This window comes from Nonomuraea basaltis, assembly GCF_005893125.1.
In the GTDB taxonomy this organism is placed as follows: Bacteria; Actinomycetota; Actinomycetes; order Streptosporangiales; family Streptosporangiaceae; genus Nonomuraea; species Nonomuraea basaltis.
Genome location: NZ_VCJS01000181.1, coordinates 12,356 through 25,670 on the forward strand (window position 1 = coordinate 12,356; position 13,315 = coordinate 25,670).

At 66.4% G+C, this 13,315-nt stretch carries 24 protein-coding genes; 3 read left to right on the forward strand and 21 right to left on the reverse strand.

Translation table 11 applies throughout. The annotated features are described in order from the left end of the window. Positions 1–6: 6 nt before the first annotated feature. The 5 genes from EJK15_RS50750 to EJK15_RS50770 form a co-directional block, all read right to left on the reverse strand. Positions 7–945, reverse strand: a complete 939-nt coding sequence (locus EJK15_RS50750; RefSeq protein WP_138717656.1) for a PD-(D/E)XK nuclease family protein — start codon at positions 943–945, stop codon at positions 7–9. Beyond that, a complete protein-coding gene (locus EJK15_RS50755; RefSeq protein WP_138717657.1) occupies positions 942–1,175 on the reverse strand; it encodes a hypothetical protein in 234 nt (77 codons plus the stop codon). Before EJK15_RS50755 ends, EJK15_RS50750 begins: the two co-directional genes overlap by 4 nt. Further along, entirely contained in the window at positions 1,172–1,351 is a 180-nt protein-coding gene (locus EJK15_RS50760; protein ID WP_138717658.1) for a hypothetical protein, read from the reverse strand. Before EJK15_RS50760 ends, EJK15_RS50755 begins: the two co-directional genes overlap by 4 nt. Further along, positions 1,351–1,581 carry a hypothetical protein gene (locus tag EJK15_RS50765; protein WP_138717659.1) on the reverse strand — a complete coding sequence of 77 codons (231 nt, stop codon included), beginning with the start codon at positions 1,579–1,581 and terminating at the stop codon, positions 1,351–1,353. Before EJK15_RS50765 ends, EJK15_RS50760 begins: the two co-directional genes overlap by 1 nt. Before the next feature lie 71 nt (positions 1,582–1,652). Further along, the gene (locus EJK15_RS50770; protein WP_138717660.1) at positions 1,653–2,045 is read right to left on the reverse strand and encodes a helix-turn-helix domain-containing protein; all 393 of its coding nucleotides are present in this window, start codon (positions 2,043–2,045) and stop codon (positions 1,653–1,655) included. Between the two features lie 240 nt (positions 2,046–2,285). Between EJK15_RS50770 and EJK15_RS50775 the strand changes: the two genes are divergently transcribed. Then, complete coding sequence (locus EJK15_RS50775) at positions 2,286–2,897, forward strand: hypothetical protein (RefSeq protein ID WP_138717661.1); 612 nt, start codon at positions 2,286–2,288, stop codon at positions 2,895–2,897. Here the strand turns inward: EJK15_RS50775 and EJK15_RS50780 are convergent. The 3 genes from EJK15_RS50780 to EJK15_RS50790 are packed head-to-tail and all read right to left on the reverse strand — an operon-like array spanning position 2,894 to position 4,371. Then, positions 2,894–3,877 carry a helix-turn-helix transcriptional regulator gene (locus EJK15_RS50780; protein WP_138717662.1) on the reverse strand — a complete coding sequence of 328 codons (984 nt, stop codon included), beginning with the start codon at positions 3,875–3,877 and terminating at the stop codon, positions 2,894–2,896. The two genes, EJK15_RS50775 and EJK15_RS50780, sit on opposite strands and share 4 nt — an antisense overlap. 51 nt (positions 3,878–3,928) lie before the next feature. After that, positions 3,929–4,195: a hypothetical protein gene (locus EJK15_RS50785; RefSeq protein WP_138717663.1), complete on the reverse strand. Its 267-nt coding sequence runs from the start codon at positions 4,193–4,195 to the stop codon at positions 3,929–3,931. Next, positions 4,192–4,371: a hypothetical protein gene (locus EJK15_RS50790; protein WP_171075007.1), complete on the reverse strand. Its 180-nt coding sequence runs from the start codon at positions 4,369–4,371 to the stop codon at positions 4,192–4,194. Before EJK15_RS50790 ends, EJK15_RS50785 begins: the two co-directional genes overlap by 4 nt. 417 nt (positions 4,372–4,788) lie before the next feature. Between EJK15_RS50790 and EJK15_RS50795 the strand changes: the two genes are divergently transcribed. Next, complete coding sequence (locus EJK15_RS50795) at positions 4,789–5,028, forward strand: hypothetical protein (protein WP_138717665.1); 240 nt, start codon at positions 4,789–4,791, stop codon at positions 5,026–5,028. A 66-nt stretch (positions 5,029–5,094) separates the two neighbouring features. On the opposite strand, the gene EJK15_RS50800 is transcribed toward EJK15_RS50795, so the two are convergent. After that, positions 5,095–5,949 carry a hypothetical protein gene (locus EJK15_RS50800; protein ID WP_138717666.1) on the reverse strand — a complete coding sequence of 285 codons (855 nt, stop codon included), beginning with the start codon at positions 5,947–5,949 and terminating at the stop codon, positions 5,095–5,097. A gap of 352 nt (positions 5,950–6,301) precedes the next feature. Between EJK15_RS50800 and EJK15_RS50805 the strand changes: the two genes are divergently transcribed. Further along, positions 6,302–6,709, forward strand: a complete 408-nt coding sequence (locus tag EJK15_RS50805; protein WP_138717667.1) for a hypothetical protein — start codon at positions 6,302–6,304, stop codon at positions 6,707–6,709. A gap of 104 nt (positions 6,710–6,813) precedes the next feature. On the opposite strand, the gene EJK15_RS50810 is transcribed toward EJK15_RS50805, so the two are convergent. The 12 genes from EJK15_RS50810 to EJK15_RS50865 form a co-directional block, all read right to left on the reverse strand. Next, positions 6,814–7,434, reverse strand: coding sequence for a hypothetical protein (locus tag EJK15_RS50810; protein ID WP_138717668.1), 621 nt, complete (start codon positions 7,432–7,434; stop codon positions 6,814–6,816). Next, complete coding sequence (locus EJK15_RS50815; protein ID WP_138717669.1) at positions 7,431–7,709, reverse strand: hypothetical protein; 279 nt, start codon at positions 7,707–7,709, stop codon at positions 7,431–7,433. Before EJK15_RS50815 ends, EJK15_RS50810 begins: the two co-directional genes overlap by 4 nt. 2 nt (positions 7,710–7,711) lie before the next feature. After that, on the reverse strand, positions 7,712–8,584 hold the full coding sequence (locus EJK15_RS50820) for an SAM-dependent methyltransferase (RefSeq protein WP_240777733.1): 873 nt from the start codon (positions 8,582–8,584) through the stop codon (positions 7,712–7,714). Between the two features lie 63 nt (positions 8,585–8,647). Further along, positions 8,648–9,505, reverse strand: coding sequence for a helix-turn-helix domain-containing protein (locus EJK15_RS50825; RefSeq protein WP_138717670.1), 858 nt, complete (start codon positions 9,503–9,505; stop codon positions 8,648–8,650). Positions 9,506–9,514: 9 nt separating this feature from the next. Further along, the gene (locus tag EJK15_RS50830) at positions 9,515–10,024 is read right to left on the reverse strand and encodes a DUF6879 family protein (protein ID WP_138717671.1); all 510 of its coding nucleotides are present in this window, start codon (positions 10,022–10,024) and stop codon (positions 9,515–9,517) included. Next, a complete protein-coding gene (locus EJK15_RS50835; protein WP_138717672.1) occupies positions 9,948–10,256 on the reverse strand; it encodes a hypothetical protein in 309 nt (102 codons plus the stop codon). Before EJK15_RS50835 ends, EJK15_RS50830 begins: the two co-directional genes overlap by 77 nt. A 145-nt stretch (positions 10,257–10,401) precedes the next feature. After that, complete coding sequence (locus EJK15_RS50840) at positions 10,402–10,704, reverse strand: HU family DNA-binding protein (protein ID WP_171075008.1); 303 nt, start codon at positions 10,702–10,704, stop codon at positions 10,402–10,404. 66 nt (positions 10,705–10,770) lie between these two features. Next, on the reverse strand, positions 10,771–11,124 hold the full coding sequence (locus EJK15_RS50845; RefSeq protein ID WP_138717674.1) for a DUF6283 family protein: 354 nt from the start codon (positions 11,122–11,124) through the stop codon (positions 10,771–10,773). Next, entirely contained in the window at positions 11,121–11,891 is a 771-nt protein-coding gene (locus EJK15_RS50850) for an RNA ligase family protein (RefSeq protein ID WP_138717675.1), read from the reverse strand. Before EJK15_RS50850 ends, EJK15_RS50845 begins: the two co-directional genes overlap by 4 nt. Positions 11,892–11,901: 10 nt before the next feature. Beyond that, the gene (locus tag EJK15_RS50855; protein WP_138717676.1) at positions 11,902–12,534 is read right to left on the reverse strand and encodes a hypothetical protein; all 633 of its coding nucleotides are present in this window, start codon (positions 12,532–12,534) and stop codon (positions 11,902–11,904) included. Further along, on the reverse strand, positions 12,531–12,887 hold the full coding sequence (locus tag EJK15_RS50860; protein ID WP_138717677.1) for a hypothetical protein: 357 nt from the start codon (positions 12,885–12,887) through the stop codon (positions 12,531–12,533). Before EJK15_RS50860 ends, EJK15_RS50855 begins: the two co-directional genes overlap by 4 nt. After that, the gene (locus tag EJK15_RS50865; RefSeq protein WP_138717678.1) at positions 12,884–13,255 is read right to left on the reverse strand and encodes a hypothetical protein; all 372 of its coding nucleotides are present in this window, start codon (positions 13,253–13,255) and stop codon (positions 12,884–12,886) included. The genes EJK15_RS50860 and EJK15_RS50865 overlap by 4 nt, the downstream gene beginning before the upstream one ends. Positions 13,256–13,315: the final 60 nt, after the last annotated feature.

The following is a 13,315-nucleotide window of genomic DNA, read 5'->3' on the forward strand; positions in this document are numbered from 1 at the left end:
TGGGCATCAGGCGGCACCCTTCTTGGCGGCGGCCAACTGGCGGGCGGGCGGGATGATGGGCCGGAAGCGGCGCATGTCGAGGTCGTCGTGCGCGTAAGCCGCGACCGCGCGCAGGTGGAGGAACGCGTCGAACTCGGCGGGGCCGGTCGTCATGGGGACGAAGCAGTACTTGCCGCCCGGCCGCAGGTTGAGGATGGCCGTGCCAACGAACTCGGGGACGGGGATCTCGGTGTCGTCCGGCAGCAGCGCCACCTCGGCGAAGCGGAGGGCGGCGAGCTGGGCGAGGTGGTCGCGGTACACCTCGGACGGCGACTTGTTCGGGTTGCGCGACGACTTCAGGTCGACCAGCCACAGCCCGGACGGCGTGGGGATGGTCATGTCCTTGTAGGTGCGGGACTTGTAGCGGGGATGCTGCCTCGACTCGGCGTCGGGGAAGGTGAGGTTGACCCACAGGTCGGCGGTGCCGGCGTAGCGGTGGCCTCGGTGCAGGACGGTGATTTCGCTGGAGTGGACGTCGGTCTCGACGTTGATGCCGAAGTCGGCGATCCACTCCAGGTAGGTGGTGAGGAATTCGCGCGCCTCGGCCAGGTCCTTCTGTTCCTCGCGGGTGAAGTAGGTGAGCTGGCGGCCGGTGAGGTGGGCGTCGGCGAGCCGGTGCACGAGCGTTCCGAAGTCGGCGGCGCGGTCCCACTGGTTTTGGAAAGCGGCTCTGGCGTCTTTCATGAACGCCTCGCGCTGCTCGGGTTTGCGGCTGGCGCGCACGGCGGAGGGCAGGTTGTCCATCAGGTGGTTGACGGTGGCCTTCGCGGCGCCGGGCGCGAGGGCGGGCTTGTCCCATTCGGAGATGACGTTGGTGACGGACACGAGCAGGTCGCCAGTCTCGGAGGCGGGGTCGAGGTAGTAGCGGCCGTTCGGGGTCTTGATGGCGTGCCTGGGGTCGGTCATACGGCGACCCGCTCGATGTCGAACGTGCACACTGGCTGCTCACCGTTGTAAACCGTGCCGGTGCCCTGGGTGAGGTCCGTTGCCGCCGAGCAGTCGGCGGGGATGACGCCGCGCTTGCCGTAGCTGGCGAGGTCTTCGTTGAGGCGGTTGGCCAGCTCGTTGGCGTCTCGTGCCGAATGAACAAGTACGGGCAGCTCGGGGTGGTCGAAGTGGACGCGGTAGACGCTCACCGTCCCTCCCGGCGGGCGGGGGGCGTTGCGGCTGCCATCAGACGGTTGGCGTCGTACCACCAGCCGCCCTTGCGGTAGATGGGGAAGGCGCGGCCCGCGCAGGCGAGCCGGTAGAGGGTTTCGTGGCCGTACGCCTGCCGGGCAGCGGCGTAGGCGACCCAGGTGTGGTCGTGCATCACGCGCCTGCCGTCACGCGCTCGATGGCGTGCGTGTTGACGCGAACGGCGTCGATGAGCCGGTGGGCCTCCTCGCTCGCCCACCGCTCGGCCTGCTGACTGGTGAGCCGCCCTTCCGGGTGGCTGTCACCGAGGGCGACCCGGTCCAGCAGCAGGACGTCGCTCAGCGTGCGCCGCAACGCCGGGCCGCTGGGGGCGAGCTGGTAGACGAACGCGGCGTCGGCGAGCACGCCGAGAGCGCGGGAGAAACGCGACGCGATTGCGCAAGCTGTTTCGCTTGCGTCAGAGGGATGCCGCATGGTCATGCCCCTTCCGGGTGGGATGACGTGGTCTTGCGACTGAGCAGGTAGTCGGCGATCTCGTTACGGGCGATGCGGCGGACGCCGCCTTCGGTCACGGCGGTCAGGTCACCGTCCTGGATCATGGTGATGACCGTTCGCTGTGACACGTGCAGGACTCGCGCGGTCTGCGCGATCGTGAGGTGCTCGGCCCGCCGCGTCTCCGCCTTGACGGTCTGGTGGTATTCGCTCTTGAAGCGCTCGACGGTGGCGCGGGTGATGCGGACGCAGTTGCGGTGGATCCGGTACGCGGCGATGTCGCCGTTGCCGACGTAACCGCGGAGGGTCGGGGGCGTGATGCCGATGAGCGCCGCTGCGTCTTTGATCGTGAGAAAGTCGAGCTCTTCAAGATCCAAAACGGATATTTGATCTTGCTTTGTGGGCTGGTCGGTCACCTTCTCAATCTAGTCATATTTGCGCGCAAGTCAACACTTTTACACGATTTGAACAGTCTGAATCGTGTCTCGTGGGAGCTCCATGCGCACTGATGGTCTGCACAGGCATGCCTCTCACCTGCTACGGTGACAACTAACGCGCGCATTTACAGGAAAACCGACGGTTTGCGTTCAATCCGCCGTTCCGACAAGGGAGCTGCCGTGGTCACCGACGACGATCTGCCGCCCGTCGCGCGGTTCCTGCGCGACGCCCGACTCACCCGGCTCGACCAACTGTCCGTCAACGAGGCAGCCCGTCGCGCTGCACACATCTCCGGCGGCACCTTCAGCCGCAACACGTGGGATGCCGCCGAGAAGGGCGATCCTGCCGTGCTGTCGAAGCCGCCGCGGATTGCGGTCATGGCGCTCGTGCTGTCCGACGAAGGCAGGCTATCGAACGTCACCGCCGACGACCTCCAACAGTTCGGCGAGCACGAGGCGGCCCAGATCTTCCGCGCCCATGTACCCGGCTCCCGGCCAGAGCAGCCCGCCAGAGCGGGCATACTGCGCACTCTGTTCAAGGGCAAACCAACTGTCGATCCGCTCCTTATCGAGCTGTCGGACGAGGCCGCGGAGCTTCCAGATGAATGGCAGGCCATGCTGCGCAAGTCCATTGCAGAGATCCGGTCGCTCCGCGGCGTCAAGCCGCACGAGGCCACAAGGATGGAGGCGTTTCTCCTCGCCCAAGTGTTGGCCACCTACCAGTCGCACATCACGCAGATGCGCATCGTGCAAGACAGCAGCCTGATTGGAAGCCAGGACGAGAACGGTTAGCGGAGCCAGCCCACCCGTACCGCGTGAGCTCCGAGCTGGGCCCGCGTCACCGTCCCGGCCTTGTCATGGAGCACTTCGATACGGCGCAGGACGGTCCGGTGCGACCGCTTCACCTCGCTGGCAATGAAATTGTCGGACCTGCCGTCGATCAGCAGCCGCAGCACGCGCAGTTCCTCATCGGTGGGCCGGTCGGGTTGGTGGACAGCCACCGGTTCTCCCTCGCGGCTGACAACGGGCACGCCTCGTGCCCACTCGGCGAGAAACATGCTCTTGATGGCGTCCAGCAGCGTCCCCCAGTACACCAGCAGGCACGGCAGCCCCGCGTAGTCCCCCGCTGGCGGCCCTTGGGGCAGCATCGCCATTCGGTCGGGGTCGAGCAGCAGCTTATGCGGCAGGCGGTCGATGGTGCGCAGCTCACAACCCGAGCTGTGAGCCAGGGTAAGCCGTTTCCGTGCGACGGGGTTGGCGAACACAGCCTCCTCGATCAGCATGCGGCACGTCGTGCGGTGGTCGTGGGGAGCGACGACGGCAGCCTCACTGTCGGCGTCGGCCATCACGGTGTACGGGTCTGTGATGAACGACCACAGCTCTTTCACAGCACCTGTCACGATGTCGTTCCAGGCTGCCTTCGCCTGCTCGGCTGCGACGAGCCGTTCGACCGGGCCGGCCTCCACCTGGTGGCGGTCATTGGCGTTGTAGATCCTGTCCAGTTCGTCCAGCCGGGCTCCCGCCTCGATCACGGCGTGCTGCCGCTCCGCCAGTCTGCCGCGCAGCGCGACAGACGGGCGGGAGGCGGCAATCAGGTCGTCATCGCTGCCGTACACGAGCCCTTTGGAGGCCAACGCGGCGAGGATCGCTGCTGTGGTCTCTTCGTCATTCCCAGTTGTCTGGGCGATGACGTCGCGCTCGATCGGGCCGTACGTCAGCACGTGCCGGTAGACGGCTTCCTCGCCTTGGTTGATGCCGAGCGTTTCGTACATGTCGCGTCCCCGTTCGCCAGTCCCTCCACGATGGTTCGACCTCCGACCTGATCAGGTTCGCGGGCTCCGCTCCATGAGCGTGGTGAGCTGTTCGCGGTGGCAAGCGGCCAGTTCGCGAGCCTGCTCGGCGGCCACCACCTTCCTGGAGCGGATAGCTAGCACCGTGAAGGGCACGGCGACTCCCGCGCTCCAGATCGCGATCAGCACCAGATCATGGCAGGTCGGGTGGGGCGAGATGGCCACCAACAGCAGGGCTACGGCTGTGGCCGCCCATGCCGCGGTCGCGGTCGAACTCGCCCCCATGGCTCGGTCGATCACCAGCCGCCGCTGTGGTTGTTGGTCTGCGCGGGTTCACCGTCGTCCGTCTGGGGCGTCGGCGTGCTGCTGGGCTGTGTGGACAGCTCCGGCTCCGGCGTCTCGGTCGTTTGCTCCTCTGCGTCGGGCGTCGGTGCCGGCGCAGGCTCAGAACTCGGCTCGACGCTCGTGGTAGTCATGGGCGCCGGGGTCTCGTTGTCGTCGGGCTTGTCGGCGCGAGCTGCGGTTCCAGCTGTGATAGCCATTGTGAGAACGGCGATTACCAGAAAAACCCGTGCAGCGATTCGCCGGCATTCAGGCAGGGTCATTGGATCGTTCCTCGCCAGATAAGTAGGCCGCCCGGAGGCCGTCCACGGAGTGAATGGTGACAGCCAGAGGCGCTGTCACAACTGAGGTAAACCATAAAAGCGCGCCAAGATCCACCCCGTCAAACAATTCTCGTGGCGTATTCGTGCCATGGCACCAATGTGCCATTCACTCACCGAACGTCATCGACCCCCGAAATGTCCGCAGCATACCCCTGGACGTGCCATTTCGGCGATGGCAGAGTGTGACCGGCATCGGGGACGGGGCCAATTCCACCTGTGGGAGTCAACGTGAAACGCGCTTTCCAGACCGCTGCCGGCACGCTGTCGGCGACGGCTTCGTTTGCCCTTCTTGTTATCGCTATCCTGACCGGCGACCACGCCTGGCGCGTTCCGCTCACGATTGCGGTGGTTGTGCTTACCGGTATCGCGGCAGGGTTCATCGTGGCGCTGATTCGCAGTCTTCCGAATCGTTCGCCGCAAGACGTATACCGGGCCGGATGGCACACGAGCGAAAGCGGCGACGGCTGAGCGTCCGCACAGCGCCGCCGCCTTTAACCAGCGGCAATCGTGTTCCCTTTGCTTGTCCTCCCTTGTTCACGGCGCGGCGCCTGCGGCCACCTGAACCCGGGTTAGCGCTTTGGCCAGAGCCCCGGTCAGGTCGGACTGGGTCCACCTCCTGCCGCAGCCGTCCAGCCGACGATCACATCCGATCACAATCCGGCTGGCTCGCAGGAGGCTGCGCATCCCGCAGTTCGGGCAGCCCACCGGCAGACGCCTAGACGCGGCGGCGGCCAGCGCCTGGTGCTCCTCGAAGCTCCACAGGCAGCCGCAGCCATTCACGGAGCTGTCGCACTCGATCCACGACTCCCCCGCTGTCCGGGTGAGCGTGCCCTGAGCGCCGCATCGCCAACACGGCAAGCCGAGCCGCTGGACGTGGACGCTCCACGGAGCGAGGCCGTGGGCGCAGCGACGCAGGCGGGCGAAGTCGGCCATCATGTCGTCGATCCAGGGCCGCGTGGCACACCATTCGGCGTGCCGTGCGAGCAGGCCGGCCAGTTCGGCCACGGTCGCACGGGCCTGGTAGGCGATGCCGCGGTGCTCACACAGCAGCCACGCCCACGTTTTCACCGTGCTGGGAATAGACGGAGGGCCGATCTGGTCGTCATCGTCTCCCCGGTACGGCACCGCGCCTTCCTGGATCATGCAGAGAATGTCCAGGCGCACAGGCACGGGCGCCTCACGCGACCCGGACACCCGCTCCCCTGCCGCGCCGGTGGGCGCTATGTGGTGAGCGAGCCAGTCGAGGAGCGCAGGCGTGGTCTGAATGTCGCGCCGCAACCGCGCCAAACCCCATCGGCAGATGGCGAGGCCGGGTTCGGCCATCCTCGGCGAGGTGTAGTTGTTGTCGCGTTCCTGACAGCAGGGGCCGATGCATAGCGGGTCGGGCATGCAGGGAGGGTCCTTTCGTGCAGGTCCGAAAGCGGCAAGCCTTGCTACCCATAATGCTGCCAGCAGTTTCGCTTGCGCCAGATTCTTTCCTAAGAAGATCGCAGAGCCGGATGGCGTAAGCGCGTCCGCTTGCGCAATTACACCGGTAAGCGGTTGACTTGGAGAGGTCACGCCCCCTCCCGGAAGATCGGACCTCATGGCAGCCGCTCCCAAGACCACCACGTCAGACGACTCCGCGCCGGCCGAGCTGCGCCGAGGGTCAGGCGGGTCACGTCGCACGACTGCGGCGCGGCAAGAGACGCCCCGAGCTGGCCAGCCTCGCCGTACCAAAGGACGAACGAACTGGGCGACCGTGTCGGTACGCATTCACGCGCACCTCGACGACCGCCTCCGCGTGGCTTGCGACATGACCGGGCTGGGGCCGAAAGGCGTGGTCGAGGCGGCGATCAGCGGCTACGCCGACGGCCTCGGCGTGCCCACCGACTTCCCGGAGAATGATCCCGGCTTCGAGGAGAAGATGCCGCACGATTACAGCAACCGCCGCAACCGCCGAGAGAACGGCACCGGCGAGGACCCCGACCTGCTGATGCTTTCCGTACGGACCGCGAAGATCATGCGCGCCCGTCTCTGGCACTCCTGCGACTACACCGGCCAGGGCGCGCAGACCACGCTGACAACGGCGCTGAACCTCTACTTCCGCAAGCTGGGTGTGCCACAGAACGTCCACCGCGACGAGAAGGGCAACCTCATCGCTGGATGATTCGCCGCCTGCCCCGTTGCCTACGCCGCGGGCGGGGGCGGCATCTGGGTGAGCGGCCCGGCCCCCGCACGCAAGTGCGCATCGCGAGCCGAAGCCACGGCTGGCTAGGTGGACACGGGTTTCATGCCATGCAGTTCGACCACCTGGGCGACGGCCAGCGCAGCGCCGTGGTGGCGGTGAGCATCCCAGGCGACGAAGACGTTGTGCTTGGTCAAGACTGGCTGATAGGCGATGATGCCGGGCTCGTACAGGTCGGCCAGGACGCCCGCACTCATGGCGCCGGCCACGGTGTAGACGGCGAAGTCCTCGCGGAGCATCGGGCACTCCTCCAGGGCCTTGGGGATGCAGCGCCAGCACGTAGGCGGCGCGTTGGTGCGGCCACCGAACGGTCCGGTCTGCTCGAACACGGTGCTGGTCACCGCCCATGGAATGCAGCCCGTCGCCGGATCGGTCGCCGGGCAGCCGCACACCTGACACAGCAGCCTGTCCATACACCGCCACTGCCTGCGCGTGTTCAGCTTCCGCATCCGCTCCGGCCCCCGCCGGTCCGGCTTGTCGCGCAGGTCCTTGACCCGGCCGCGGAGGATGCCGTGCACCCAGTCACTCGGCCGCGGCTTGCCGTAGGTCAGGCGGTATTCGTGGTTGTGCCACTCGAAGTAGATCGGGTCATCCACCAGCTCGTCGGCGTAGGCGATCACGTAGGGGATCGTTGTGTAGCCGCTCATGCGAGCTCACCCGCCCGGAACGGCATCTCGCCGGAGCGGGCCCAGGTCTGTCTGGGGCGCTTGAGGGATGCGGCGACACGACCCGGAGCGGCGGCAGGGTCGGCGTCGTGTCGCCGCTGCCGCGCAGGTTCAACGCGCGGCAGCACGACGGCGGACGCCGGGGAAGGATCGGCGCCGTCGTGCCGGTCTTCGGCGGACTGGTCGCGCCTGTTCATGATGAGGCCGTCCGGTTCCCGGCATAGCTCGCGCGCCAGCGTGGCGGCCGGATCGGACACGCCTATCCCACCCTCCTGCCCACGCCGCCCAGGATCAGCGACGACTCCGGGCCACCGGGGAAATCGACCTTGTCAACATCTTCGCCATGCCATTCGGGCAGCCAGACGAGGCCGGGATCCACCAGCTCGAACCCTTCAAACAGCTCCATGATTCGTTCCCTGCTCCGCAGGGTGAGGGGGGCGTTGGCCTTGCTGTAGACCTCGGTGCCGTGGTCCACGGCGTCGGGGCGGGCATCGCTCGTGCCGTGGGACATGACCAGGTAGCTGCCGGGCGCCATGGCCTCGCGCAGGGTCGCGATGGTCTCCTGAGGTCTCTCGGACTCGGCGATGAAGTGCATGATCGCCACCAGTAGCATCGCCACGGGACGGCTGAAGTCGATCACCCGCGTCAGGTCCGGGTCGTTCAGGATCGCGTCGGGCTTCTTGAGGTCACCCTCCACGGCTATGACGTTCGGATCCTTCAGCAGCGCTCGCGCGTGGACCAGGACGGTCGGGTCGTTGTCCACGTAGACCACCTGAGAACCCGGGGCGACCTTGGCGGCGACCTGGTGTACGTTCTCCTGGGTCGGCAGTCCCGGGCCGATATCGATGAACTGCCTGATGCCGGCCTTGGCGACGTGGCGCACGGCCCGCCCGAGGAATGCCCGGTTCGCCCGCGCCGCGGCACGCACTTCGGGAACCGTCTTCAGAATCTGCTCCGCTGCCTGCCGGTCGGCCCCGTAGTTGTCCTTACCGCCGAGGTAGTAGTCGTACATCCGGGCCACATTCGGCACATTCGGATTGATCTTCGGTACGAAGCGGACCTCGCTGGTCACCGGCTCAGGACGCGGCGAGTCGGCCATGGCACCAGATGTGTAGTTCGAGACCGTGTCCACCGGTGGCCAACCGTTCGATGCTGGGGGCATGTCTCGACTGTCCCGCAGGCAGACTTGCTGGAGCTAGGAAATTGCGCCAAATTGCGGAAGGCGACTTCGAGCCTCTTCAATCAGCGCACGGGCCGGGTCTCCGTAGACGGCCATCGAGTGGAGCATCTCGAATGCCCTGAGGTAGACGGTGATCTCATCGGGCCGGGTGGTGCGGATACGCCCAGTCCAGAGGTCATCGCGCACGAGCTGGTCATCGAAGATGTAGAAGCACTCTCCGGGATACAGCGTCCTGCGTGTGGCAGGAGGGATGATGCCAAGCGATACGTTGGGCAGCCTGGTGACCCGGATGAGGAAGTCGAACTGTTCGCGCATCGCCCCAACGTCGCCCATGGAAGCGTTAAGCGCTCCGGCCTCCAGCACGAACGCGTAGGTGTTGGGGCCGTTGATCACGAGCTGCTGGCGCGACAACCTGGCCTCGGTTGCCTCCGCTAGGTCGTCGGTGGGCAGGTCGTACAGGCGTGCGTTGGCTTCGAGGACCCCGTACACGTAGCCCCGTGTTTGAAGGATGCCGGGCACGACTCCAGACTCGTAGACCTTGAGCAGCCTGGTTCGTTCATACAGGGCATCGCTCCTCGCCGCTATATAGCGCTGCCCGGCGCGCATGGCCTGGCGGTGTTCCTCCCACATGAGCGCGATCTCGCGGCGCGTCGCGATCAACTCGGGGATGAACCGTGCGGCTCCGCAGACGATAGCCCATGCCCGGATGTCGTCCTCGGACGCGTTGGACTGCCCCAACTCGATCCGGGTGATCTTCGCCGGATGACAGTGCAGCTTCTCTGCTAGCTGCTTTGCGTTCATGCCCGCGTCTCGACGGAGGTTGCGGAGTCTGACGCCGAACGCCTTCTTAGCGGCGTCTGCTTGCTCGGTCATGGTGGAGATCTACGGGTGGTACTCGGCGTAGGGGACTGCCAGCGTCCAGGCTGTCTCAAAAGTATCGGTGCAGAACTTCACTACGTCAGGGTCGGTAGTGAGCTGGATGTCCACACGTTGGTTGTCGCCATCGAGGACGTTGAACATGACGGTCCGGCCATCCAGCACGAAGCAGTCGTTGCCGGGCAGAGGGATCGCTGACGTCAGCCGGCGAGGGAGATAACGCATCTGCTCCCCGGCTTCCACCCCAGGCCCGGCGAACTCGTAAGCGAACTTGTGGTACTCCGAGAGGGGTTCAGAGACGACGCGTAGTCTGCGCCAACTCCGCCCCTCCGAAAGATCGAGGACTACCCGGTCCCGCCAAGCGAGCGCGGGACCAGCCAGCACTTCCGAGGGATCACGCCTCCACGCGCTCAGCAGATCACGATCGACCTGGTAGTTGTCACGCAGTTCGAGCTTCAGGTAGTGGCGCGTGCTGCGGATCAGTTCGCCGCGACGTTCCGGTGAGATCGACTCCATAGCGCTCCTTCGCGTACATGACCACCATCTGGTCGACCAGCCGCTCAGGGATCTCCACGGACGTCTCAGTAGGCTTCAGCCCCCTGAGCTGTGCCTTGACGTGCTCGTCGTGCCTGTCACCCTGCACGATCCAGGAAGAGCGGTTGGTCCGGTAGAACGTCGGACAGTCCTCGGTTCCGGTAGAGACCGGATCCTTGCAATAGAAGCTAACGATCACGTCAGTCGATTGCATGAGATTGCGCCTCCTGCTGGTCGTCCGAGCTACCACACGACCGTCCCTGAGATCGCCGCGGACGTCAAGAGCATCACAACGAAGTGCTATACGGCCTGACGTTAAAGCCTGTGGCGCGAACCTCCCGGTCCGCGCCACAGGCTTGCTACGCGGCCATGCTCGACGTGCCGGGCTCCTCGCCCACGGCGTCGGCGAACCGCCTGCCGGGGTGGAAGCGCGGCACACGCATGTCAGGCTTGCGGACCGGCTCCCTGGTGTTGGGGTTCTGGTAGACGCGGGCGCTGCGGTGGCCGAGATGCCAGGCGCCGAAGCCGACCAGGGTGACGCGGTCACCCTTGACGACGGCTTCGGTGATCGTGGCGGTGATGGCGTTCAGCGTGGCCTCAACAGCCTTCGGGCTGTTTCCTGTGCGGGCGGCGACGGCTTCGACGAGCTGCTGCTTGTTCAACAGTCCTCCCTTTCTGAGGGCCATTGTGGAGCACGCTGAAACGCTTGCGTCAGATTCCGCTACGTCTCATGGTGATGGGGCTCCGTTCGCTTCTGTCAGTTCCTCGTATGAGCCGTACAGTGCGGGCCAGCGCTCCCCCGGCTGGAGAACGCACGTGGGCAGTTGCCCGGTGACGATCGCGATGCGCACGTGGACGCTGTTCCATCCTTCAACGGCGAGCCATCCGGCGCACGCGAGGTCGTCGCCGGTGCCCGGCTCGCCCATGTGGCAGGCGAAGATCGGAGCGCCCAGTCCGGCGTTGCCGCCGCCTTCATCACGGCAGGTGCCGCGCAGCACCTCGTAGCGTTCGGCGGGGAACTTGCCCGGTTCGGCGTCGCGCCGCCACGGGCATTCTCGGCAGGGAGCTTTCCGGTGCTTCACCGCTGGCCCGCACGCCGCTTGAGAGTGCGGTCGTAGTCCTGGAATCGCGCCTTCGTGATCAGTGAGCGGTCTGGCGTGCGGAGGACGACGCCCTCGCTGCTGCCCGCCACGCCAGTCGTAGCGACGCGCGTCTGCGTGAACGGCTCCAGGAAGGCGCGCATGCCCTCGACGGTTGGGGGCAACTCGCTGCCGTCGATGGTGAGTAGGCGAGGCGTGAGCGGCATGCTGTTGATCGCTGCGGAGGCGATGAGGTCTCGTTCAGGCAGGAACTCCTGGCCGCCGCCGTCTCTCCATGCCGCGACTCGCTGGATTTCCCAGGCAAGCATGCGACGGTCGATGATGGCGACGTCGAACACCCGATAGGCGCTCTCCCCCTGTCCGTACTGCTTCCAGGCGGGCAGCTTCTTGCTGCCGTATACCTCCAGGTAGTAGACGGTGAGTTCGCCTGCGTCGATGTCGCGGGCGATCCGGTCGGCGAGCGGGCGGAGGGTTTCCACGATGCCGAGCGAGGGGTTGGCGACGCGGTCGCCGCGGGCGGTCAGCAATTCGTCCCTACTGCCGATAAACCAGCAGCCACTCGGATGCATCACGATCCGGGCGTTGGTGCCGTCCACTTTCTCGGTCGCGATGACAGGGCCGGGGAAGACGGTCGGCTCCTCCAGCAGGCTGCCTTTGCCGTTCGGGTCGAGCCGGTGGTGTGTCGGGATGGATGGGTACTTGGTGAGGGAGTTGATGACGCGCAGGTCCACGTCGGCGATGCGGAGCATCGGCTTCCTTTCAGTCGAGGGGAAGGTCCATGATCAGGGCGCGCGTGAAGTCCAGGAACGATGGCTCGCCTCTGGTGACCAGCCGGATCGACAGCGGCTCGACCCCGGCTACGGCGACGCCGAGCAGCACGTTGCGGTGCTGGCGCACGTCGCCCCAGTGCGGCCGGTAGTCCCCCGCGCGGTAGATCGCGGCGTAGAACGGGGACGCTGTCGCGCCGGCCCGCGCCCCGTGGTCGTCGGAGTTGGTCCAGAGGCGGCAGTCGCACGTCGGCTGGCCGCAGCGTTCCGCTTCCAGGTCGCGGCGTGTGGTGCGGTAGCTGCTCATCCGCCCGTTGAGCAGCGGGCACGCCTCGGTCGCGTACGGCGCGCAGTCGGAGGTGTGCAAGGCGGGTTCGCTGGAGTAGCCACGCGTGAAGTCCGCGGGCCTCAGCAGCAGCGTGTATTTGCCGCCGGGCCTGGTCGAGAGCGGTTGGGCGCAGCCGCCGCAGCGCTTCTCCATCAGGCAGGTGTTGACCCGGCCTGGGTGGTTGATGCCGAACAGCGGTGGTCGCCGTTCGTCGCTGTGCCGGGCCGCCACCTCGGGGACGGCCAGGCCGCCGTGGACCGGGCATCCGGCCATGCGTTTGGGGATGCGGGGGCTCATCGCTTCCCCTCCTCTGGCATGTGCTGGCCGATCGCGAACGCGGCTCCCAGCTCTACCGCTAGCAGTTGCGCTTGCCTTACATTCAGGTCGCTGATCGGAACGCGGTCGGTACGCCCGGACCGCCACTGGACGAGCACCTTCGGTTCGTCGCTGACGAGCGACGCCATGTAGGCGCGGTCGTCCTGGCCCTCCAGACCTGACTGGATGGCCTTGTTGAGGGCGACGACCACGGCGCACGGCTGGAGGAACTTCAAGCCCTTCATGACCGTCCACTCGGCCGACCGCGCGCCGTCCTCCTGTCGGATGATGCGGCCCTCAGAGTCATGGAGATAGTGGATGCTCAGCCGGATCACTGCCCTGCCTCCAGCTCCAGGCGGTGGTCGGTTGCGAGCCGACCGACCACCAGGGCGAGCGCCTTGCCAGCGGTGCCCCGGCCGTGCTCCCCCAGGTGAAAGTCGTACACGGCGTCGGGGTTGGCGAAGGCGGGAGCTTCGTACTCCTTCCAGTCGTAGATGGTGAAAACGCCGAACGGCGAGTTGATGGTCCAGTCGGCGCTGACCTTTTCCGAGGCTTCGGGGTCGGAGTAGTCCGGCTCACCGAACACCTCGCGAAGGGCGTTCACCGTCGTGCGGATCATCGCGCCGTGGAAGCTGGTGCCAGCGGCACCTTCGGGACAACCAGCGTCCTTGTCGATCGTGCCGTCCGCGTTGATGCGGGCCATTGCACGGTCCTTTCGGTGAGGGTGGCCCACCCGGAATCGGGCGGACCATAGGGTGGGGGG

Excerpts from the sequence above, each read along its gene's own strand:
- EJK15_RS50750 (WP_138717656.1), bottom strand. The coding sequence starts at position 945 with ATGACCGACCCCAGGCACGCCATCAAGACCCCGAACGGCCGCTACTAC.
- EJK15_RS50760 (WP_138717658.1), bottom strand. The coding sequence starts at position 1,351 with ATGCACGACCACACCTGGGTCGCCTACGCCGCTGCCCGGCAGGCGTAC.
- EJK15_RS50780 (WP_138717662.1), bottom strand. The coding sequence starts at position 3,877 with ATGTACGAAACGCTCGGCATCAACCAAGGCGAGGAAGCCGTCTACCGG.
- EJK15_RS50790 (WP_171075007.1), bottom strand. The coding sequence starts at position 4,371 with ATGACTACCACGAGCGTCGAGCCGAGTTCTGAGCCTGCGCCGGCACCG.
- EJK15_RS50800 (WP_138717666.1), bottom strand. The coding sequence starts at position 5,949 with ATGCCCGACCCGCTATGCATCGGCCCCTGCTGTCAGGAACGCGACAAC.
- EJK15_RS50810 (WP_138717668.1), bottom strand. The coding sequence starts at position 7,434 with ATGAGCGGCTACACAACGATCCCCTACGTGATCGCCTACGCCGACGAG.
- EJK15_RS50825 (WP_138717670.1), bottom strand. The coding sequence starts at position 9,505 with ATGACCGAGCAAGCAGACGCCGCTAAGAAGGCGTTCGGCGTCAGACTC.
- EJK15_RS50830 (WP_138717671.1), bottom strand. The coding sequence starts at position 10,024 with ATGGAGTCGATCTCACCGGAACGTCGCGGCGAACTGATCCGCAGCACG.
- EJK15_RS50835 (WP_138717672.1), bottom strand. The coding sequence starts at position 10,256 with ATGCAATCGACTGACGTGATCGTTAGCTTCTATTGCAAGGATCCGGTC.
- EJK15_RS50850 (WP_138717675.1), bottom strand. The coding sequence starts at position 11,891 with ATGCTCCGCATCGCCGACGTGGACCTGCGCGTCATCAACTCCCTCACC.
- EJK15_RS50855 (WP_138717676.1), bottom strand. The coding sequence starts at position 12,534 with ATGAGCCCCCGCATCCCCAAACGCATGGCCGGATGCCCGGTCCACGGC.
- EJK15_RS50865 (WP_138717678.1), bottom strand. The coding sequence starts at position 13,255 with ATGGCCCGCATCAACGCGGACGGCACGATCGACAAGGACGCTGGTTGT.